Annotated in this window: 20 protein-coding genes and 2 tRNA genes; 10 read left to right on the top strand and 12 right to left on the bottom strand. The window is 64.0% G+C overall.

Going from position 1 to position 21,258, the window contains the following annotated elements:
- Positions 1-68 precede the first annotated feature (68 nt).
- Positions 69-2,693 carry an alanine--tRNA ligase gene (alaS, locus tag PQR08_RS15350; RefSeq protein ID WP_408161724.1) on the bottom strand — a complete coding sequence of 875 codons (2,625 nt, stop codon included), beginning with the start codon at positions 2,691-2,693 and terminating at the stop codon, positions 69-71.
- A 213-nt stretch (positions 2,694-2,906) separates the two neighbouring features.
- Between alaS and PQR08_RS15345 the strand changes: the two genes are divergently transcribed.
- Complete coding sequence (locus tag PQR08_RS15345) at positions 2,907-4,127, top strand: CaiB/BaiF CoA transferase family protein (protein ID WP_408161722.1); 1,221 nt, start codon at positions 2,907-2,909, stop codon at positions 4,125-4,127.
- Between the two features lie 7 nt (positions 4,128-4,134).
- Here the strand turns inward: PQR08_RS15345 and PQR08_RS15340 are convergent, their stop codons facing one another.
- On the bottom strand, positions 4,135-4,347 hold the full coding sequence (locus PQR08_RS15340; protein WP_035510797.1) for a hypothetical protein: 213 nt from the start codon (positions 4,345-4,347) through the stop codon (positions 4,135-4,137).
- A 363-nt stretch (positions 4,348-4,710) separates the two neighbouring features.
- On the opposite strand from PQR08_RS15340, the gene PQR08_RS15335 reads away from it, so the two are divergent.
- A complete protein-coding gene (locus PQR08_RS15335; RefSeq protein WP_371880807.1) occupies positions 4,711-6,420 on the top strand; it encodes a glutamine--tRNA ligase/YqeY domain fusion protein in 1,710 nt (569 codons plus the stop codon).
- A 90-nt stretch (positions 6,421-6,510) separates the two neighbouring features.
- On the top strand, positions 6,511-7,485 hold the full coding sequence (locus tag PQR08_RS15330; protein ID WP_238215368.1) for a transporter substrate-binding domain-containing protein: 975 nt from the start codon (positions 6,511-6,513) through the stop codon (positions 7,483-7,485).
- Between the two features lie 665 nt (positions 7,486-8,150).
- Here the strand turns inward: PQR08_RS15330 and PQR08_RS15325 are convergent.
- The 3 genes from PQR08_RS15325 to PQR08_RS15315 form a co-directional block, all read right to left on the bottom strand.
- Positions 8,151-8,600: an NUDIX hydrolase gene (locus tag PQR08_RS15325; protein WP_408161720.1), complete on the bottom strand. Its 450-nt coding sequence runs from the start codon at positions 8,598-8,600 to the stop codon at positions 8,151-8,153.
- 19 nt (positions 8,601-8,619) lie between these two features.
- Positions 8,620-9,018 carry an RT0821/Lpp0805 family surface protein gene (locus tag PQR08_RS15320; RefSeq protein WP_408161718.1) on the bottom strand — a complete coding sequence of 133 codons (399 nt, stop codon included), beginning with the start codon at positions 9,016-9,018 and terminating at the stop codon, positions 8,620-8,622.
- 145 nt (positions 9,019-9,163) lie between these two features.
- The gene (locus PQR08_RS15315; protein WP_408161716.1) at positions 9,164-10,516 is read right to left on the bottom strand and encodes a cytochrome-c peroxidase; all 1,353 of its coding nucleotides are present in this window, start codon (positions 10,514-10,516) and stop codon (positions 9,164-9,166) included.
- Positions 10,517-10,763: 247 nt separating this feature from the next.
- Between PQR08_RS15315 and PQR08_RS15310 the strand changes: the two genes are divergently transcribed.
- Positions 10,764-12,332: an acid phosphatase gene (locus tag PQR08_RS15310; protein WP_238288593.1), complete on the top strand. Its 1,569-nt coding sequence runs from the start codon at positions 10,764-10,766 to the stop codon at positions 12,330-12,332.
- A gap of 73 nt (positions 12,333-12,405) precedes the next feature.
- On the opposite strand, the gene PQR08_RS15305 is transcribed toward PQR08_RS15310, so the two are convergent.
- Positions 12,406-13,119: a GntR family transcriptional regulator gene (locus tag PQR08_RS15305; protein WP_408161714.1), complete on the bottom strand. Its 714-nt coding sequence runs from the start codon at positions 13,117-13,119 to the stop codon at positions 12,406-12,408.
- A 201-nt stretch (positions 13,120-13,320) separates the two neighbouring features.
- Here PQR08_RS15305 and PQR08_RS15300 point away from each other — a divergent pair, with 201 nt between their 5' ends.
- Positions 13,321-14,625 carry a cyanate transporter gene (locus PQR08_RS15300; RefSeq protein WP_408161727.1) on the top strand — a complete coding sequence of 435 codons (1,305 nt, stop codon included), beginning with the start codon at positions 13,321-13,323 and terminating at the stop codon, positions 14,623-14,625.
- Here PQR08_RS15300 and PQR08_RS15295 read toward each other — a convergent pair.
- From PQR08_RS15295 to PQR08_RS15285, 3 genes are all read right to left on the bottom strand, one after another.
- The gene (locus tag PQR08_RS15295) at positions 14,525-14,980 is read right to left on the bottom strand and encodes a response regulator (RefSeq protein WP_238215377.1); all 456 of its coding nucleotides are present in this window, start codon (positions 14,978-14,980) and stop codon (positions 14,525-14,527) included. The genes PQR08_RS15300 and PQR08_RS15295 overlap by 101 nt on opposite strands.
- Positions 14,981-15,291: 311 nt before the next feature.
- Positions 15,292-15,368 (bottom strand) — tRNA-Arg (locus PQR08_RS15290).
- 95 nt (positions 15,369-15,463) lie between these two features.
- Positions 15,464-16,294, bottom strand: a complete 831-nt coding sequence (locus PQR08_RS15285; RefSeq protein ID WP_187605749.1) for an undecaprenyl-diphosphate phosphatase — start codon at positions 16,292-16,294, stop codon at positions 15,464-15,466.
- Between the two features lie 553 nt (positions 16,295-16,847).
- Between PQR08_RS15285 and PQR08_RS15280 the strand changes: the two genes are divergently transcribed.
- The 3 genes from PQR08_RS15280 to PQR08_RS15270 all read left to right on the top strand — a co-directional run bounded on the left by PQR08_RS15280 (position 16,848) and on the right by PQR08_RS15270 (position 18,900).
- Complete coding sequence (locus PQR08_RS15280) at positions 16,848-17,750, top strand: aldose epimerase family protein (RefSeq protein ID WP_408161712.1); 903 nt, start codon at positions 16,848-16,850, stop codon at positions 17,748-17,750.
- A 125-nt stretch (positions 17,751-17,875) separates the two neighbouring features.
- Entirely contained in the window at positions 17,876-18,550 is a 675-nt protein-coding gene (locus tag PQR08_RS15275; protein ID WP_408161710.1) for a peptidoglycan DD-metalloendopeptidase family protein, read from the top strand.
- Positions 18,551-18,579: 29 nt separating this feature from the next.
- Positions 18,580-18,900, top strand: a complete 321-nt coding sequence (locus PQR08_RS15270; RefSeq protein ID WP_035510821.1) for a hypothetical protein — start codon at positions 18,580-18,582, stop codon at positions 18,898-18,900.
- Between the two features lie 11 nt (positions 18,901-18,911).
- Here PQR08_RS15270 and PQR08_RS15265 read toward each other — a convergent pair whose 3' ends face one another.
- The 3 genes from PQR08_RS15265 to PQR08_RS15255 form a co-directional block, all read right to left on the bottom strand.
- Positions 18,912-19,055 carry a hypothetical protein gene (locus tag PQR08_RS15265; RefSeq protein ID WP_187605752.1) on the bottom strand — a complete coding sequence of 48 codons (144 nt, stop codon included), beginning with the start codon at positions 19,053-19,055 and terminating at the stop codon, positions 18,912-18,914.
- Between the two features lie 330 nt (positions 19,056-19,385).
- Positions 19,386-19,559 carry a hypothetical protein gene (locus PQR08_RS15260; protein ID WP_408161708.1) on the bottom strand — a complete coding sequence of 58 codons (174 nt, stop codon included), beginning with the start codon at positions 19,557-19,559 and terminating at the stop codon, positions 19,386-19,388.
- A 70-nt stretch (positions 19,560-19,629) separates the two neighbouring features.
- Positions 19,630-19,706, bottom strand: a tRNA-Pro gene (locus PQR08_RS15255).
- 106 nt (positions 19,707-19,812) lie between these two features.
- On the opposite strand from PQR08_RS15255, the gene PQR08_RS15250 reads away from it, so the two are divergent.
- Positions 19,813-20,271 (top strand): SixA phosphatase family protein, encoded by a 459-nt coding sequence (locus PQR08_RS15250; RefSeq protein ID WP_408161707.1) that lies wholly within the window; start codon positions 19,813-19,815, stop codon positions 20,269-20,271.
- A gap of 141 nt (positions 20,272-20,412) precedes the next feature.
- A complete protein-coding gene (locus tag PQR08_RS15245; protein WP_187605755.1) occupies positions 20,413-21,237 on the top strand; it encodes a GNAT family N-acetyltransferase in 825 nt (274 codons plus the stop codon).
- The last annotated feature ends 21 nt before the right edge of the window (positions 21,238-21,258 follow it).

The following is a 21,258-nucleotide window of genomic DNA, read 5'->3' as shown; positions in this document are numbered from 1 at the left end:
TGCCAATAGACCGACAAGAAAACGGGATCCGGCGAACTTGACAAACATCCGCCGAATGAACATCCGCTCTAAAGCTGCTGCTGCACCCACCCAGTCACACCGGCGAGCGCCGCCGGCAAATTCGCCGGCTCCGTGCCCCCCGCCTGCGCCATATCCGGACGACCGCCGCCCTTCCCGCCAACCTGCTGCGCAACGAAGTTGACGAGTTCACCCGCCTTCACCTTCTTCGACGCATCCGCCGTCACGCCCGCGATCAGGCTGACCTTTCCGCCTTCCACCGACGCAAGCACGATCGCCGCGCTCTTGAGCTTGTCCTTCAGCTTGTCGACGGTTTCGCGCAGCGTCTTCACGTCCGCGCCTTCGAGCTGCGCGGCGAGCACGCGCACGCCGGACACATCGACGGCCTGCGACACGAGTTCATCGCCCTGGCTGGCTGCGAGCTTCGACTTCAGCGCGCCGAGCTCCTTCTCCAGCGACTTCACATGCTCCTGCACCTGCGAAATACGCTGCGTGAGTTCGGAAGGTTGCGCCTTCAAAACGCCCGCCGCCGCGTTGATGCGGGAATCGAGCTCCTGCACGTAGCGCACTGCATTGTCGCCAGTGATCGCCTCGACGCGCCGAATGCCCGCCGCGACGCCGCCTTCCATCACGATCTTGAAGAAGCCGATATCGCCCGTGCGCTGCACGTGCGTGCCGCCGCAAAGTTCGCGCGAGAAGCCGAGATCGAGCACGCGTACCGTGTCGCCGTACTTTTCGCCGAAGAGCGCCATCGCGCCGCCCTTCACCGCGTCGTCGTACGGCATCACGCGCACGACGCCCGGCGCGTTCGCGATGATCTCGTTGTTCACGATCTGCTCGACGCGGCGGATTTCGTCGTCCGACATCGGCGCGTTGTGCGCGAAGTCGAAGCGCGTCTTGTCGGCATCGACGAGCGAGCCTTTCTGCTGCACATGGCCGCCGAGCACGTCGCGCAGCGCCTTGTGCATCAGGTGCGTGGCCGAGTGATTGCGCGCGGTGCGGGCGCGGCGAATAGCGTCGATTTCGGCCTTCACGACATCGCCGACCTTGAGCGTGCCCTGCTCGACCGTGCCGTGATGACCGACGACATCGGCCTGCACTTTCAAGGTATCCGCGACGGCGAAGCGCACGTTCGCGTTCGCGAGCACGCCCTGATCGCCCACCTGGCCGCCCGATTCCGCATAGAACGGCGTGTGATCGAGCACGACGACCGCCTGCTGGCCGTCCTTCGCCTCGTTCACCGACGCGCCTTCGACATACAGCGCGAGGATTTTCGCGTCGTCGAAGATTTCCTTTTCGTAGCCGTGGAACGTGGACTTCGCGCCCGCATATTCGAGCCCCGCCGCGATCTTGAACTTGCCCGCCGCGCGGGCCTGATCGCGCTGACGCGCCATCGCGTCGTCGAATGCGGGTTCGTCGACGGTCACGCCGCGCTCGCGGCACACGTCCGCCGTGAGATCGAGCGGAAAGCCGTAGGTGTCGTGCAGCTTGAACGCCAGTTCGCCGTCCAGTTGCTTGACGCCCTTCTTTTCCAGATCAGCGAGTTCGCCTTCGAGAATCGACATGCCGTGCTCGATGGTCTCGAAAAAGCGCTCTTCTTCCTGACGCAGCACGTCGGTCACGCGCTGTTGCGCTTCCTTCAGTTCCGGGTACGCCGCGCCCATTTCCGCGACGAGATCGGCCACGAGCTTGTGGAAGAACGCGCCCTTCTTGCCGAGCTTGTAGCCGTGACGGATCGCGCGGCGCACGATCCGGCGCAGCACGTAGCCGCGGCCTTCGTTGCCGGGAATCACGCCATCGACGATGAGGAACGAGCACGCGCGGATGTGGTCCGCGATCACCTTCAGCGAGTTGTTTTCCAGATCGGCGGTGTTCGTCTCGCGGCTCGCGGCCTTGATGAGCGTCTGGAACAGATCGATTTCGTAGTTGCTGTGCACGTGCTGCAGCACGGCGGCGAGCCGTTCGAGGCCCATGCCCGTATCGACGCACTGCTTGGGCAGCGGCGTCATGTTGCCCTGCGCGTCGCGGTTGAACTGCATGAACACGAGATTCCAGATCTCGATGAAACGGTCGCCGTCTTCTTCAGGAGACCCCGGCGGGCCACCCCAGATTTCCGGGCCGTGGTCGTAGAACACTTCGGAGCACGGACCGCACGGGCCGGTGTCGGCCATCTGCCAGAAGTTGTCCGATGCGTAACGCGCGCCCTTGTTGTCGCCGATGCGGATGATGCGCTCGACCGGCACGCCGATTTCCTTCGCCCAGATGTCGAAGGCTTCGTCGTCTTCCTGGTAGACGGTCACCGTGAGTTTTTCCGCCGGCAGGTTGTAGACCTTGGTCAGCAGTTCCCAGCAATAGTGGATCGCGTCGCGCTTGAAGTAATCGCCGAACGAGAAGTTGCCGAGCATCTCGAAGAACGTGTGATGGCGCGCGGTGTAACCGACGTTCTCCAGATCGTTGTGCTTGCCGCCCGCGCGCACGCTGCGCTGCGCGGTGGTCGCGCGCGAGTACGGACGCGATTCGCTGCCCAGGAACACGTCCTTGAACTGGACCATGCCCGAGTTGGTGAAGAGCAGCGTCGGGTCGTTGCCGGGCACGAGGCTCGACGAACGCACGATCGTATGGCCCTTCGATTCGAAAAACTTCAGGAATTTCTCGCGTATTTCGGCGGCTTTCATAGCGTACGGGGCGTGTCTTCGGTTCTTTGATGGTGCTCGCGGGCGGCTCGCTTCGAGCGTTGCCGGCGCGGCAAGGGTGATTGTCGATTATACGGGATTCGCCGCGCGCAGCCGGGCGCGCGGCGTGTCCGCGCGGTATGCCCGGTCTCGCACGCGCGGCCGTTCTGTGCGACATTCGCAGTCCGGAGACAATTTGAGCGAGCGAACCATCGAATGGGAGCCTTGAGCCATATCCGCGTGCTGGACCTGACCCGCGTGCTGGCGGGACCGTGGTGCGCGCAGACCCTCGCCGATTTCGGCGCGGACGTCATCAAGATCGAGCGGCCCGAAACCGGCGACGATACGCGCCACTGGGGCCCGCCCTACCTGAAGACGCCCGGCGGCGAGGACACGCACGAGGCCGCGTACTATCTCGCCGCGAACCGCAACAAGCGTTCCGTGACGGTGGATATCGCCACGCCGGAAGGCCAGCGGATCGTCCGCGAGCTGGCCGCGCAAAGCGATGTCGTGCTGGAGAACTACAAGGCCGGGCAACTGAAGAAGTACGGGCTCGACTACGAATCGCTGAAGACCGTGAAGCCGGACCTCGTCTATTGCTCGGTCACGGGCTTCGGACAGACCGGGCCGTATGCGCAGCGCGCGGGCTACGACTTCATCGTGCAGGGCATCGGCGGGTTCATGAGCATCACCGGCGAGCGCGACGGGCAGCCCGGCGGCGGTCCGCAAAAGGCCGGCGTGGCGATCGCGGACCTGATGACCGGCATGTACGCGACAATCGGCGTGCTCACCGCGCTCGCGCACCGCGACCGCACGGGCGAAGGCCAATACATCGACATGGCACTGCTGGATGTCCAGGTCGCCATGCTCGCCAACATGAACACCAATTTCCTCGCGAGCGGCACGCCGCCGGTGCGCTGGGGCAACGCGCATCCGAACATCGTGCCGTATCAGACCTTCCAGACGAGCGACGGCTGGATCATCGTCGCCGTGGGCAATGACGGGCAGTTCCGCAAGTTCGTCGACGTCGGCGGTCGCGCGGATCTGGCCGACGATCCGCGTTTCGCGGCGAATCCGTCGCGCGTGCGCAACCGCGACATCCTCGTGCCGATTCTCGCGGACATGGTGCGGCTGAAGGGCAAGCACGAATGGATCGCGGAACTCGAAGCCGCGGGCGTGCCGTGCGGTCCGATCAACGATCTCGGCGAAGTGTTCGAAGATCCGCAGGTGCTCGCGCGCAAGATGCAGATCGATTTGCCGCATCCGACGGCCGGCACGGTGAAGGTCGTCGCGAGTCCGATCAAGATGAGCGCGACGCCGCCCGAAGCGCGCACGCATCCGCCGTTACTGGGCGAGCACACGACGAGCGTACTCGCCGAAGTGCTCGGTTACGACGAGGCGAAAATCGCGCAGTTGCGGGCGTCGAAGGCAATCTGAGCGGAGATCAGCGAACGCCGGCGCCGATCAGACCGCCCGCCGCCGCGCCCGCGACAGTGCCGATCGGCCCGCCCGTGACCAGATAGCCGAGCGCGCCGCCCGCGGCCGCGCCGACTCCGGCGTGCGCCTGCTGGCGGGACACGTTCGCGCAGGCCGCGAGGCTCGATACGAGCGCGGCTGCAGCGGCGAACCTGAGCGTCGTGAGGGCGATCTTCTTCATGATGGGCTTCCTTGTTTTATCGTTGTGATGTGTCGTGCTTTTCGTGCATGCCTGCGATCGATGCAGGCGAGCCGATCTTAGAATCGCGCACCCGTGCCTTTCAACGCGATTTACGTCCCGTTACGGCGGTTACGAAGCGCGTTATCGCGCACACACCGTGTAATGGAACTCGCAAAAGGACAAAAGGAGGCGACTGTGCGAATCGCGCGACGAACGCCGTCGCGGCCTGCTCCGGATGGTTGCGTAAGGTAGAATCGACCCAATATTCAAGGCATTCGTACGCGTTTCTGGCCGGCTGGCCGCAAGGAACGCTTCCCGAACCGTTTCACGCGCGCGAGCGCATCCGCTGGCACTCTCTTTCGCATGAACACCGATCGCAACGACGCTCCGGCGCCATCCAATTTCATTCGCAACATCATCGAAGACGACAACCGCTCCGGCAAATGGGCGCAGCGGGTCGAGACGCGCTTTCCGCCCGAGCCGAACGGCTATCTGCACATCGGCCATGCGAAGAGCATCTGCGTGAACTTCGGTCTCGCCGCGGCGTACGGCGGCGTGTGCCATCTGCGCTTCGACGACACGAACCCCGAGAAGGAAAGCGTCGAATACGTCGATTCGATCATCGACGCCGTGAAATGGCTCGGCTTCGACTGGAACAAGGACGGCGCGGAGCACAAATACTTCGCGAGCGACTACTACGACAAGCTGTACGAGTTCGCCGAGATGCTCATCGCCAAGGGCCAGGCGTACGTCGACAGTCAGACCGCCGAAGAGATGCGCGCGACGCGCGGCTCGGCCACCGAAGCGGGCATCAATTCACCGTATCGCGACCGCACGCCCGAAGAGAACCTTGACCTCTTCCGCCGCATGAAGGCGGGCGAGTTCAAGGAAGGCGAGCACGTGCTGCGCGCGAAGATCGACATGGCGTCGCCGAACTTCAACATGCGCGATCCGGTGATCTATCGGATCCGCTTCGCGCATCATTACCGCACGGGCGACACGTGGTGCATCTACCCGATGTACGACTACGCGCACTGCGTGTCGGACGCGATCGAGAACATCACGCACTCGCTCTGCACGCTGGAATTCGAGGATCATCGGCCGCTCTATGACTGGTTCCTCGCGCAACTCGCGGACGACGGCGTGTTTCAACGTCCGCTGCCGCAGCAGATCGAGTTCTCGCGCCTGAACCTCACGTACGCGATCACGAGCAAGCGCAAGCTGCTCCAACTCGTGCAGGACAATCACGTCGACGGCTGGGACGATCCGCGCATGCCGACCATTGTCGGTGTGCGCCGGCGCGGCTTCACGCCGGAAAGCATCCGCTTGATGGTCGAGCGCGTGGGCGTCACCAAGGTCGATTCGTGGATCGACATGAGCGTGCTCGAAGGCGCATTGCGCGACGATCTCGACGAGAAAGCGCCGCGCGCGATCGGCGTGCTCGATCCGCTCAAGCTCATTATCGACAACTATCCGGAAGGACAGAGCGAGTCGTGCAGCGCGCCGGTGCATCCGCATCATCCGGATCGCGGCGTGCGCACGTTCCCGTTCTCGCGCGAGTTGTGGATCGAGCGCGAGGACTTTCAGGAAACGCCGCCGAAGGGCTATTTCCGCCTCTTCCCGGGCAACAAGGTACGCCTGAAATACGGCTTCGTCGTGGAATGCACGGGCGCGGACAAGGACGAGAACGGCAACGTGATCGCCGTCCATTGCAACTACTTCCCGGACAGCCGGTCGGGCACGGAAGGCGCGAACAACTACAAGGTGAAGGGCACGATCCACTGGGTCAGCGCGGCCACCGCGTATGCGGCCGAAGTGCGCCTCTATGACCGTCTCTTCAAGGAACCGCAGCCCGGCGCGGGCGGCGCGGAATTCCTCGATGCGCTCAACCCGGATTCGAAGCGCGTCGTGAACGCCTATCTCGAGCCGAGCGCGCGCGATGCGAACGCCGAAGACCGCGTCCAGTTCGAGCGGCACGGCTATTTCGTCGCAGACCGTGTGGATTCGCAGCCGGGCAAGCCGGTGTTCAACCGCATCGTGAGCCTGCGCGACAGCTGGGGCAAACCGGCCTGATATCGACGTAACAAAGGCGCCGCGCAGCCACGCGGCGCACTCGGTGAATCTCGCCGGACTCACCGCACGCCGCTTCTAACGAGGACATCCATGAAGCTGCCGCATGCCTTCGCGCCGCATCGCACCTGGGCGCAACGAAGTGCCGCCCTCGCCTCGTGGCTCGTGCTCGCATCCGCCGGCGCGCATGGCGCCACCGCTGCCGAACTCGCCACGGCGCAGGCCACCGTCGATCAGATGCCGCCTTCCGCGACGCTGCGCAAGATCGTGGAGAACGGCGCGATCGTGCTCGGCACACGCGAGTCGTCGGTGCCGTTCTCGTACACGGTGAAGCAGCAGCCGGTCGGCTACTCGTACGACATCGCGCTGAAAGTCGTCGACGAGATCAAGAAGCGCCTCAAACTGCCGAATCTCGCGGTGAAGAACGTGCAGGTCACGTCGGCGAACCGCATCTCGTATGTCGTGAACAATCAGGTCGATCTGGAATGCGGCTCGACCGCGCATGTGGCCGACCGCGATCCGCTCGTCGCGTTTTCGAACAGCTTCTTCCAGTACGGCATCCGCATGGCCGTGAAGAAGAAGTCGGGCATCCGCGATTACGCGGACCTCGCGAACAAGACGGTGGCGACGACGGCGGGCACATCGGATGAGCGCATGTTGCGGCAGATGAGCATCGACAAGAAGCTGAATCTGCGCATCATCAGCGCGCGCGATCATGCTGAAGCGTTCGCCGCGCTGAAGTCGGATCGCGCGGTGGCGTTCGTGATGGACGATCCGCTTCTCTACGGCAAGATCGCCCAGGAAGGCGCTGCGCGCAACGAATATACGGTGACGGGCGCATCGCTGGCGAACGAGGCGTATGGGTGCATGATGAGAAAGGGCGATCCGGTGTTCAAGCGCATCGTGGATGATGTGATCGCCAATATGCAGCGTTCCGGCGAAGCTGCGAAGCTCTACGACACGTGGTTCATGCGGCCGATTCCGCCGGATGGCATGAACCTGGAATTCCCGATGTCGCCGGAGATGAAGGCGTTGTTTGCCAATCCTAATGACCGTACGGTTGATTGAGTTGGGTTTTTTTCGCCCGGATCCTGTGTGCGTGACTGAGTTGGGTTTTCGCCGGATCCCGGGTTCGCGGTGGTCTATTAGCACTGCCCCTCCCCGGGGCGGGGGTCACTTTCTTTGCTGCTGCAAAGAAAGTAACCAAAGAAAGCAGCTTCTCATCGCCCGCGGTCACACGCACGTTGGCCATGCTTGCCAGCCCGCGGTGGCCCTCGCCTAAGTGTCGCCCCCAAAGGCCCAATCGGGCTTGGCTCGCGCACGGTCTGACACATCGCACCGCTTCACTGACTGGTTCAGCACGAAATGGCTCCGGCCCGCTTCGCGGCCGATGGGTCAATCGGGTCCGCGTGCGCTTCTTCTTCGACGGTTTCCCTCGCATACCCAACGGCAGCGCGTAGCGCTGTGCCGAAGCTCTTTGGTGCTGAACCAGCGCGCTTAAACACTTGGTGCGGCAGACCGTGCGCGGTCCAAGCCCGGTGAGTTTTGTGGGGGCACTCGCTACTGCCGTGCCATTTGGCCAATCGCCTGTGCCGCGGCCGGTGTGAAGTGCTTAGGCTGGGGATAGCTGTTTCTTTGGTTACTTTCTTTGCAGCAGCAAAGAAAGTGACTGCCGCCCCGCACAGGGGCAACGCTAATAAACCAAAAAGAAATCAGGATTCCACAAAAAAACCCTAAAGCATCTCATGCAACTCAACAAGCGATAACGTCGTCTGAAACAACCTCGCGAGGCTGCGGCTCGCAAACGTATCGACGTCCGCAGGACTGACCCATCGGTAGGCATCCATCTCAGGAATCATCGTCCCATCGCTATAGCGCGGAAAGTACGATTCGCACACGCAGTTTTCGATCCGCACTTCATCCTCGCCCACGCGCACGGCGAAAAGATGCAGATCCTTATCACGACGATAAACAAAGCGCCCGAGATCCTTAAGCCGCCCGGCGGGCAACACAATACCCGTCTCCTCGACGAGCTCGCGCAACGCCGCCTCGCGCGGGCTCTCGCCGGGATCGGCGGCGCCCTTGGGCACGTCCCAGTGCGTGGTTTCGGTCGCGTGGCACAGCAGCACGTCGCCCTGCCCGTTCAGGATGACGACGCCGCACGATACGGTGCGGGCGCTCATCGACACCGTTCCCCGTTCATCACTGCTTCTTGAGTTTCCACTTGCCGTCGCTCCCCTTGCAGGCGACCGGCATCCAGGTCTGCGTCTGCCCTTTCGCTTGCGCGACGAGCGTGACCTTGCGGCACTTGAGCCCGCCGGAATCGAAGGTTTCCTGCGGCGTCACGGTGCCGTTGATCGGAACCGTATTGCCCGTGCCCTTGTTGTCCCAGTCGAGCGATTCACCGTCCTTCTTGGTATTGAGCGCGATCTGCGCGGCGTCGTTGAGCGCCTGCAGGTCGCGCTGCTTCATGTAGGTGATCGGCGTGTTGTTCAGGAATCCGAGATTCGCGGCCGACGCGGCCGTGCTCGCGGCAACGAGCGCAGCCGCTGCGAGAGTCTGGAAAGAAGCGCGAGCGAGCGTTCGATGTGTGATCGGCATTGAAGTGTCCTCTTTGCGGATGAGCATGCCGTCTGCAAATGCGGCCAGAGCGGCAACGGCGATTCATCAACTCGGCCCGTGTGGGCAGTCGCAAGGAGAATAGCATGACGCGGCGCGCTCGGCGCCCACGCCGCATGGGCGTGCGCTAGTTGGAAGCGGACTTCATTTCGTTGATGCCGATGCCCTTCTGCGAGTTCTTGTCCTTCGCGGGATCGTAGCCGTCGGTGAGCGTGTCGAGGAACGCGACGACGGCCCTGATCTCGGCTTCGTCGAGCGCGGGCTTGTCGCCTTTCTTGCGATCGAACGGCGCCTCGGTGTTGATGTTCTCCCAGTAGCGCTTCGGCAAATCGTCGAACTTCTGGACGACGCCCTTCTTCGACACCGGATAGAACTTCTCCGGGTTCGTGTCGCGCTCGACGTAGAAGCGCACCACGTCTTCGAGGTTGTGATAGATGCCGTTGTGAAAGAACGTCTTGCGCAGCGCGACATTGCGCAGCGTGGGCGTGCGGAAGATGCCGCAATACTCGTCCTGACCCGTCAGATCGCGGCGCTCGGGACCGCACGCGCCGAGATCGTGGAAATTCGGGTTCCTGTTGACCGGCAGCGCACGATTGCGCGGCACGCCGATCGCGATCAGGCCGAAGTCGCTGAACTGCGGCGGCGAACCATCCTTCGCGCGCTGGCTGATGTGGCACGACGCGCAGTTGCCCTTGTTCTCGTCGTTGAAGAGCTGGAGGCCGTGCATCTCGGCGTCGTTGAGCTTCGCGCGGCCGGCGAGGAACGCGTCGTACTTGCTCGTGTACGGATAGAACTTCTCGGGCGTCTGCTCGAACGCTTCGAGCGATTGCAGCACCGCGGCGAACACCTTGTCGTCGCTGTCGAACACATTGGCGCCGAACGCCTTGCGGAAGTCGTCGGCATAGGGCGATGCCTTCACCGCGGCCGTCACCCTGGCGGGCGTGCTGCCCATTTCGAACGACGACAAGAGCGGAATGCGCGCCTGGTCCGAGCCATGATCGACGCGGCCGTCCCATGTGAGGCCGCCGGTCGGGCCGGCATCGACGCTCTCGTCGCCTTCGTCGTCGGAATCGTGGAAATGGCGCGTGAACGCCGGCACCGACTGCAGGTACTTGAGCGACGGCACCGCGCGGAATCCCGGCCGATGCATGTCGTTGCCGCCCAGTTGCACGGATAGCGCGTTCGGCGGCCCGAACGCATGGCTCGGGCTATGGCACGACGCGCATGCGAGCTTGCCCGACCCGGACAGCGACGGATCGAAGAACAGTTTCTCGCCGAGCGACGTCATCTGCTTCACATGCGCGAACACCTCCGCGCGCGACTGGCCATGCGGCGCCGGGTTGGCCGCGATGCTCGTCGCGGCCTGCGTCTGCCCGCTCGCGCCCTGGTCCGCCGCATGGGAATCGCAGCCGCTCATCGCCACCGATAACGCGACGAACGCGAGACCAACAAAGACGGACGGCAAACGCATCGAAGACATGGACGTGAGGATCGGAATTGAAAGATGCCGAAGCGTATGTCGTGCGCGTGTCTTTCATGTGACAAGCCGCGAGGCTGCCATTCCCGGTGCGCCGGGCGAAATTTATTAAGCGAACATTACGCAAACGAAAGCCTTATTACATGGCGGCGTCAATTTGCATTGCGACACTGCGCTCGCCGGCGGGTAAAGGCTTTCCGACGACGACGCCCGCGCCACGCGCCGGTCCCCAACACAAGAGAGAATCTCAATGAACAAGAAACTCGTTTGCGCGGTGCCGCTCGCGGCGGCGCTCGCATTCGGCCTCTACGCATGCGGCGGCGACGATCATCAGACCAGCGATATTTCTTCGGTGAAGAACGTCGTCGTGATTTACGCGGAAAACCGCAGCTTCGACAATCTGTACGGGCACTTCCCCGGCGCGAACGGTCTGCAGAACGTGACTGCGGCGAACTCGCAGCAGCTCGATCGCGACGGCAGCGTGCTCGCGACGTTGCCGAAGATCTGGACCGGCCTGACGGCGAAGGGCGTGACGCCCGCGATTTCCGAAGCGATGACGGCGAACCTGCCGAACACGCCGTTCGCAATCGACGATCCCAACGGCTTCAACACGCAGCTCAACGTCACGACGCGCGATCTGTATCACCGCTTCTACGAGAACCAGATGCAGATCGACGGCGGCAAGAACGACAAGTTCGCCGCATGGGGCGACTCGGGCGGTCTCGTGATGGGTCACTACGACACGCCGCCGGACAAGCTGCCGCTCTACAAGATCGCGCAGCAATACACGCTCGCGGACAACTTCTTCATGAGCGCGTTCGGCGGCTCGTTCCTGAACCACCAGTGGCTCATCTGCGCATGTACGCCGGTCTATCCGAACGCGGACACGAGCGTCGCCAAGGGATCGATTTCCGCGGTGAATCCGGATGGCGTGTCGCTCAAGACGAAGACGAATCCTCCGCCCTCCGCGATGACCGGCTCGGCCGACGCGCAGTTCGTGAACTCAGGCACGCTCACGCCCGACTTCTATGCGGTGAACACGATGCAGCCGCCGTATCAGCCGAGCGGCAACAAGCCGGTCACCGGCGGCGATGCGAACCTCGCGGACCCGACCCAGCCGACGACCCTGCCCCCGCAAACGCAGCAGCACATCGGCGATCTGCTGAACACGGCCGGCGTGAGCTGGGCATGGTACGGCGGCTCGTGGGCGGCGGCGCTGGCGGACCGTTCGGTCATCAACGGCGCGGTCAATGTGGTGCCTGATTTCCAGACGCACCATCAGCCGTTCAACTACTTCGCCGATCTCGCACCGGGCACGGCGGCGCGCGCGCAGCATCTGCTCGACGGCGGCACGAACGGTTCGGAGTTCATCAAGGCGATCGATGCGGGCACGCTGCCGCAAGTCGCGTTCTACAAGCCACAGGGCAACCTGAACGAGCACGCCGGTTATACGGACGTCGCGCAGGGCGACCAGCACATCGCCGATCTGATCTCCCATCTGCAGAAGAGTCCGCAGTGGAAGAACATGGTCGTCGTCGTGACCTACGACGAAAACGGCGGCTTCTGGGATCACGTCGCGCCGCCGAAGGGCGACCGCTGGGGTCCGGGCACGCGTATTCCGGCGCTCATCATCTCGCCGTACGCGAAGAAGGGCTTCGTCGATCACACGCAATACGACACGACGTCGATCCTGCGCTTCATCACCAAGCGCTACAGCCTGCCGGAATTGCCGGGCCTGAAATCGCGCGACGACGCACTCGTCGCCAACGGCGGCAAGGCGATGGGCGATCTGACCAACGCGCTCGACTTCTCGCAATAAGCGATATCTGCCGGCGCTGTAACGAGACGGGCCGCGGCTTTTACGCCGCGGCCCGTTTTTTTTGCGCCGATGCTCACGCGCCCGCGAAGAGCGACGCCAGATCGTTGGTGCGCACGCCGCTCGCCTGCGCCAGCACGCGCGCTTCCAGTTCGTCGATATGCGTGCGCATCGCGGTGAGCGCGGCAGCGAGATCGCCGTCCTCTAGGGCATCGACGAGTCGTCCGTGCTCGTCCGACGAACAGTTCGACAACTTCGACGGATCGAACAGCGCCTTGTAGAGTTCGGTCTTCGCGACCAGCTTCGCGAGAAACGCCTGCACGTCCGGTGCGCCCGCCAGCTCCGCGAGCAGCAGATGGAAGTGGCCCGCGAGCCGCACGCACTCCTCCACGCTCCCCGCCTTCACCGCGTGCTGCTCGGCCTTGACGTGGGCGCGCAGCGCGCGTTTCGCCGGCGTGCCCAGCGTGCCGCACAGTACCGCGACGATGCCCGCCTCCACGACCTGCCGCGCGCGATACACCTCGCGGATATCGGCGGGCGTCGGCGACGGCACGAACGCGCCGCGATTCGCTTCCAGCGTGAGCTTGCCTTCGGCGCCGAGCCTCGCCAGCACCTTTCGGATCGTGCCGCGCGTGCAGTCGAACGCGGCGGCCAGCTCGCGCTCGACGAGCTGCGCGCCGGGCGCGAGCTTGCCGTGCAAAAGCGCGGAAGTGATCGCCGCGTACACGCGTTCGTCGGGCGGCGTCGCGGCCGCGGCTTCGTTGGTTGATGTGTCCTTGCGTGATGCCATGATGCCTGGTCGTGCTTGCGTTGAATCGCATTGTATCGAGTGCACACGCGCTGGCGTGAATTCGGTCTATCAGGTTCAGCGTATTTTTGGTTGACCAAATACTGATAAAATGGTCAACCAAATCGCATGAATCACCGGAGGATTCCATCACATGAAACCATCGACCTGGATCGTCGGCGCACGATCGTTCGGGTTCGCGCGATGAACCTGCGTGCATCGAACCTTGCGTGGCTCGCGGTGATCGTCGCGATCGGCCTGAACCTTCGGCCGCTGCTCACGTCGATCAGCCCGCTGATGGGCGTGATTCTGCACGCGACGGGATTGTCGTTTCGCGGCGCGTCGATGCTGACCGGCCTGCCTGTCGTCGCGATGGGCGTGTGCGCGTTCGGCGCGAGCGCGCTTGCACGCTCCGTCGGCCAGGCGCGCGGCGTGGCGATCGGGCTTATCGCGATCGTCGCCGCCTGCGCGGGACGTTTCTTCGCCGGGAACGCGGCTGCACTCATCGCGAGCGCGGCGATCGCAGGCACGGGCGTCGCGGTCATTCAGGCGCTCCTGCCCGGCGTCATGAAGACACGCTTCGCCGCGCGCCTGCCCTTCGCGATGGGCCTCTACTCCGCATCGATCATGGCGGGCGGCGGACTCGGCGCGAGCATCACGCCGGCGGTCGCATCGCGCGTGTCGTGGCAGGCGGGGCTCGCGTTCTGGGCGTTGCCCGCGCTGATCGCGCTGGCGGTGTGGATGCTCCTGATGCGCGCGGACGCGTTGCCTCGCGCTTCATCGGCAGGTTCCGCGAAGCCCGCGCCGTCGCTCTTTCTCAATCGCCGGGCGTGGACGCTCGGGATCTTCTTCGGGCTCGTCAATGGCGGCTATACGAGCCTCGTCGCGTGGATGCCCGCGTACTACCAGCAACTCGGCCGCGGCGTGACCGAGAGCGGCGCGCTGCTTGCGATGCTCACGGTATTCCAGGCATCGTCGGCATTGCTGCTGCCGATGGCGGCCGCTCGCTTCGGGCGCGGCCGGGATCGTCGGCCGTGGATCGCGCTCGGTCTCGTCGCGCAACTGGCGGGCTTCGGCCTGCTGCTCGCCGCGCCGCTTTCGGCGCCGCTCGTGGTCGTGGCGTTGCTCGGCGGCGGGCTCGGCGGCGTGTTCGCACTGTCGCTCGTGCTGACGCTCGATCACGCCGACGACCCCGCACTGGCCGCGCGGCTCGTCGCGTTCGTGCAGGGCGTGGGCTTCGTCATCGCGGCGATCGCGCCGGTCGTCGCGGGTGTCGTGCGCGATGTGAGCGGCGGCTTCTCGATGTCGTGGATGATGCTGGCCGCGAGCCTCGTCGCGATGATCGCGCTGAATGTCGTGTTCGGCCCGCGCAGCTATGCTCGCGCGATGCGGCAGCAAGACGGCGCGCTCAACGCACCGCGTGACATGCGAAGAACTCGTCGAGCAGATCGGTCATCTGCCACACTGGACACGGGCGGCGGCAATGCCCGTCGTAGCCCGCTTCCCTGAGATGCGCGATCGGCTCTTCCGGCAGAAAGCCGCTCATCGCGATGATGAGGCGATTCGCGTCGTCGTCGAGTTCGCGTAGCGCGCGGACCAGCGCGTAATTGCCGCAGCCACCGACGCGCGTATCGAGAAAAAGCACATGTGGACGCCATTCCCCGACGATCTGCCTGAGCGAGGACGCGTCCACCGCGAGTTGCGCGGGAAAGCCCTTCAGTTCGAACAAGGACGCGAGCGATGCACCGAGCACGCGCTCCGGCAACGCGAGCAGCACGCGCCGCGACTCCGGTTGCAGGCGCGACTGCTTGCGGTTCCATAGCGAGCATTGCGCAAGGCTGGATTCGTATGCTCGTTTGTTCAAGTCATTCCTCTGGCGTCGATCAGGCCTGTCGCTGTCACCGTTATGGCGCATCGCGCGCCACGATGACGCATCGGCGCACCGTGGATGGGCGGAACACTCGCTTGTACGAGATGGTTAATTTTTCCGATGCGTTGCGGGGCGCGGGATCGCGGGGATCGGGCGCGCGCACGCAACTCAGGAATGGGCAGGAAGCGGGCCAGGAATGCGGTATGTGCCGAATCGATTAGGCATGCTGACGTTGTCGGCTGCCTGCACGGACGCCACAAAAGCAAAAAGCCCAGTCGCAAAGACTGGGCTCGACGCAGGCCATTTGGCCCGCCCTACACGACTCGAACGTGTGACCTACGGCTTAGAAGGCCGTTGCTCTATCCAGCTGAGCTAAGGGCGGAGAACCGGAGCGCGCGGCAAGGGCAGAAAGCCGCCGCGCGAATCAGAAGAGATCGCGATTTTACCTCATTCGCCGCCCCGCTTGGCCCGAGTTCATCACACCGGCTGCGGATGCATCATGAACCAGCCGAAGAAGAAGATCCCAGCGATCACGCAATACACGCCGAACGACGCGAGCTTGCCGTGGCCTTCGAAGTAGCGCATCAGGAAGCGCACGCTGAGATACGCCGCAATGCCCGTCAGCACGCCGCCCAGCAGCGAGTCGGCCAGTTGCCCCGGCGCGTGGAAGAGCTTCGGCAATTCGAGCACGCCCGCCGCGAAGATGATCGGCGTGCCGAGCAGGAACGAGAATTCCGCCGCCGCCTCGGCCGTGAGTCCCGCGCCCACGCCCGCGATCATCGTCAGACCGCTGCGCGAAAAACCTGGGATCAGCGCGCCGATCTGCGCCAGACCGACCAGAAACGCCTGCCTGAATGTGAGCTTCTCGGGCGCCCGCATCGCGCGGCTTTTCTGCAGACGGTCGCCCAGCCACAGGAGCACGCCATTGACGATCAGCGCCGCCGCGACGATCCGCAAATCGTGAAAAATGACTTCGAGCCGTTTTTCGAGCACCAGCCCGACGATACCCGTCGGAATCGTGCCGATGATGAGCGCCCACATCATGTGGCCGTCGTCGTTCTTGCGGCCGCCGAGCGACGCGAAGAAGCCGCGAATCAGCGCGATCCAGCGCACGCGGAAATACCAGAGCAGCGCGACGGCCGTGCCCAGGTGCAACGCGACGAGAAACGGCAGCAATTGCGGCGCATGCTTGTCGATATGCATGCCGATCAGGCCGGGAACGAGCAAGGTGTGGCCCAGACTGCTGACCGGAAAGAGTTCGGTCACGCCCTGGAGCACGCTCAGGAATACGAGAAACCACAGAGTCACGCGTCGGTCCTTTTTTGAGGAGGAAGAAGGACGCGCCGTGCAGTTCCATCCCTCGCATCACGCGAAGCCGAACGAGGCGAAAGGGAAATTGGAACAGGAAGGAAAAGTCGATACGGCGCGCAAACGGGACCGATTATGCCGCTGGTGAAAACCCGCGCCAAGCGCAAACCGCACACAAAATGCGTCGACAGTCAATCGTTGGGGAAACGAAGAACAATCGCAAACAGAATACAGGCAATACGAAAGAAAGCGCGCGGCGTGGCGAGCCGCGATTCCGCCGTCAGATCGTCAGCTTGTAGAGGAAGATTGCCGTGCTCGCGCCGAAGAGGGCGAACATCGCGACGCCCATTGCCATCGCCAGATCCATGACTGCTCCTTGTCCGTCTGATTCCCAACACACGGAGCATATAACAACATATCGAATGAGGCTTGGTCAGTCGCAATTTCCCGCAAAGGGTTTTTCCGGACGGAATTCCGAGGCAGAATCTTTGGGGTCGAGCCGCGCCGATCGCCGTGCGCGGCGCCTCGCCCATCCAACGGAGCGCCTGCCATCATGTCACCGGAAACTGACGTCATCGAAATCGAGCGCGACGGCGCCGCCATCCTGCTCGCGCCGCACGCGGGCGGACGGCTCATGACCTGGCGCGTCGGCGGCGAGCCGGTCGTGCACTGGCCCGACGCACCCGACTGGTCCAATCCGGCCAAGATCCGCGGCGGCAATCCGCTGCTCTTTCCGTTTCTCGGGCGTCATTTCGTCGATGGTGAAATCGGCAAATGGCGCGATCCGGAAGGCGTCGTGCATGCGCTGCCGACCCACGGCTTCGCGCGCAACCTGCCCTTCTCCTGCACGCGCGACGCCGACGGCCACGGTCTGCGCATGACGCTCGTCGACAGCGACGCGACCCGCGACGGCTATCCGTTCGCGTTTCGCTTCGAGGCGGCGTATCGCATCGTCGACGGCAATACGCTCGAGGTCGAGCTCACGACGTCGAATCCGGGCGAGGTCGCGCTGCCGTACTACACCGGGCATCACTTCTACTTTCATCTGCCGCACGGCCAGCGCGTCGAAAGCAGCGTCGAGCTGCCGCACACCGAGCGACGCCGGCAACTCGCGGACGGCTCGATCAGCGAAGCCGAGCCGGGCCTGCCGCGCTATTCGCTCGCCGATCCGGGCATCGTCGATACGTTTCACTGCCTCACGCGGCAATCCGACGAACCGATGCTGGTCAAGCTCCCCGGATTGAAGCGCACGATCGGCTTCGAACTGCAGCAGCCGGACTCGGTGCCGTGGTACGCGGTGACGACCTGGACCGAATCGGACACGTCGGACTTCTATTGCGTCGAGCCGTGGATCGGCTTGCCGGACGCCATTCACAACGGCCGCGGCCTGCGCTGGCTCGCGCCGGGCAAGACCGAAACGGCATCGCTCAGGCTCGTCGTCACGCGCGACGAGTGAGACGAAAAACGCCGGCATGAGGCGTCTTTCTGTTCGGGGAAACCCGAGACGGTAAAATCCTGCCTTTCGGTTCGCCGCGCGACAGTGCCACGCACTTCTCGCGGCGGTGCTTTACGAGGTCAGGTTTGCAAAAAAGAATTCGACGGCTCGTCTGCGCATCGCTCATCGCAGTGTTGGCCGCTTGCGGAACGGGACCGGTGGCGCCGGGCTTTTATCGCGTCGAGCGCGGCGACACAGTGTCCAAGATCGCGCGTGAGAATCGCACGTCGGTGGCGAACCTCAAGCGCTGGAACGGGCTCACGAATCCCGACGCCATCGAGGTCGGACAGGTGCTGCGCATCGCGCCGCCGGCGGGCAGCGCGGCTGTGGCGGAGTCATCGGCTGCGGGAACGGCCGGCAGCGCGCAAGCGTCGTCGCAGGCAAAGGCGGGACCGGGCGTGACGCTCGTGTGGCCGGCGCAGGGCAACATCATTCGCGGCTTCGACGGCAAGAACTCGAAGGGCATCGATATCGCCAATGCGGCGGGCACGCCCGTCATCGCCGCCGCGACCGGCAACGTCGTCTACGCGGGCAATGGGCTGCGCGGCTACGGCAACATGCTGATCATCAAGCACGACGATGAATATCTGACCGCCTACGCCCACAATCGGGTGCTGCTGGTGAAGGAAGGCCAGACAGTACAGCAGGGCCAGCAAATCGCCGAAATGGGCGATACCGACAGCGATCGCACGATGCTGCATTTCGAAGTGCGCTACATGGGCCGCTCGACGGATCCCGCGCGCTATCTACCGCCGCGCTGAAGGCCCGGCGGACGTTACGAGGAAGATTGATGAGATTGACGATGAGGATGCACACGGCCGCGCTCGGCGCGGCTCTGGCTTTGACCGGCGCACTCGCAGGATGCGCGCAGACGGCGACGATGACCTATCTGCCTTCGGGCGACACCGGCTTCGCGATCAACTGCAGCGGCGGCGATGCGAGCACGACCTGGGCGGCCTGCTACAAGCAGGCGGGCGAAATGTGCGGGGCGTACGGCTACGACGTGGTGTCGAAGGATGCCGACAACGGCGCGACCGCGGGCGGGTCTGTCGGCGGGATTTTCGGCGCGAACATCAAGAACCGCTCGATGGTCATTCGCTGCAAGCAGTGACGCCTGCGCCGTCAGGTGTCGAACGTTTCGTCTTTCGGCTTGTTCGAGCCTGGCGTGCGCCAATGCCCGGATAACGGATCGATATGCGCCGCGAACGCAACGAGCGATCCAACGGCGAGCGGCGCGACGGCGGCGAAGACCCAGAGCAGATCCATGACAGATACACTTCGAAACACACTGCTCGAATCATACTTGCCAGGCATATATTCCGCTTGAGCGAATCCTCCGAATCGTGCGGCAGGTAGCGTTTCCCGGATTCGAATTGTGCGCGAGCATACGTTGATCCGTGCAACGGCCTGGATCCCCGCTTGCATCCCCGCTTGCATCCCCGCTTGCATCCCGTTACGCGCCGAAACAAGCGCATACAGTCACGAGCCGGCGATATTCCTACACTGGCGACAGCCCGCGCACGATATCAGCGCGAACAGTCGACGCGGGTCAGAAGCCCCGATGTGCCCGCATCGGGGCTTCGCCTTTTGTGACGGTTACTGAGGCTTGGCGGGATCGGGGACCATCGACGGCGGGGTCATGTCCGTCGGCACGCCCTTGTAGTCGGGCGGATCTTGCGGCTCGTGTTTCTGATGAGCGGAGTCGGCGCAGGCAGCGAAGCCTATCGCGATGAATACGGCGCAGACGATGCTGAAAACGATACGCGGCATGAGACTCCCGGATGAGCGTCGAAAAGACAAAGGGGTTACAAGCCGTAACTTGTAACCCCTTCGTGTATCGTGGTCGGAGCGAAAGGATTCGAACCTTCGACCCTCTGATCCCAAATCAGATGCGCTACCAGGCTGCGCTACGCTCCGACGAGCCGCAGATTGTAACGCGGCCCGCGAGCATCCGCAATGCCAAACGCGGGCACGCATCTTTCTGGTTCATCCGAAAGCGAACCTCATCACCCGGAGACGATCAATGAACCTCATCCTCTGGCGTCACGCCGAAGCGGAAGATCAGGCGTCGAGCGATCTCGCGCGCCAGCTCACGCCGCGCGGACGCAAACAGGCGCAAGGCATCGCGAAGTGGCTGAAGTCGCGCGTCGGCGACGAAGCCGTGTTGCTCGCCAGTCCCGCGACGCGCACGATCCAGACCGCGGAAGCCTTCGGCGACCGCTATCGCGTGATCGACGCGCTCGCGCCGGGCAACGGCGCGCAGGCCGTGCTCGATGCGGCGGGCTGGCCGGAAGGCGTCGCGGAGACAGTCGTCGTGATCGGGCATCAGCCGACGCTCGGCCGTGTCGCCGCGCTTCTCATGACCGGCCACGAAACGGAATGGTCGATCAAGAAAGCGGGCATCTGGTGGTTTCAGGGACGCACGCGCGGCGGCGACGGCCACGTCGTGCTGCGCGCGGTGGTCAATCCCGATCTGCTCTGAGCGCGGCAGCGACGGCGCAAGCTCGCATTCATGCGCGTGTCGTTTCATCGAAACGTCATTGCGATGCCATGCGAGCGTCACCGTGCATTACTACATTGGCGAGGACTTGAAGCCACAGCAACGTCCTGTCGAGGAATGCCAATGCAAGATTTGCCGACGCCTTTCCTGCAACTCGGAGCGTCATCGCTCTCGCTCGATTCGCGCCGTCACCTTCCGCGCACGTCGGAAACCGTCACGGGCCGCGAGCGCCTGCAAGTCACGTGGGCGCGTGACGAAGACGCGCTGCGCGACGCGCAACGCCTGCGCTACCGCGTGTTTTCCGAAGAAATGGGTGCACGTCTGTCCGGCCCCGCGGGCCTCGACGTCGATGCCTTCGACGCCTATTGCGATCACCTGCTCGTGCGCGATCTCGACACGCTGCAAGTGGTCGGCACGTATCGCGTGCTGCCGCCGCATCAGGCCGCGCGCATCGGCCGTCTTTATGCCGAAAGCGAATTCGACGTGTCGCGCCTGACGCACCTGCGGCCGAAGCTCGTCGAAGTGGGCCGGTCGTGCGTGCATCCGGACTTTCGCAATGGCGCGGTGATCATGTCGCTGTGGGGCGGCCTCGCCGCGTACATGATGCAGAACGGCTATGAAACGATGCTCGGCTGCGCGAGCGTCGGCATGATCGACGGCGGGCACTACGCCGCGAATCTCTACACTTCGCTGCCGCCCGACGCGCTCACCGCGCCCGAATATCGCGCGTTCCCGCACACGCCGCTGCCCGTCGAGGAACTGCGCACGGGCGCCAGCGTGAGCCCGCCGCCGCTCGTGAAAGGCTATCTGCGCCTGGGCGCGAAAATCTGCGGCGCGCCGGCCTGGGATCCGGATTTCAACACGGCCGACTTCCTCACCCTCTTCCGTCTGTCCGAGATCAACGCGCGTTACGCACGGCATTTCATCGGCGACATGCAGGGACGCTGAGGCCCCGATACAAAAAAGGCC

Origin of the sequence: Caballeronia jiangsuensis (assembly GCF_046030135.1) — a bacterium.
Taxonomy (GTDB): domain Bacteria; phylum Pseudomonadota; class Gammaproteobacteria; order Burkholderiales; family Burkholderiaceae; genus Caballeronia; species Caballeronia jiangsuensis.
This window is presented reverse-complemented; position numbering and strand designations above follow the sequence as displayed.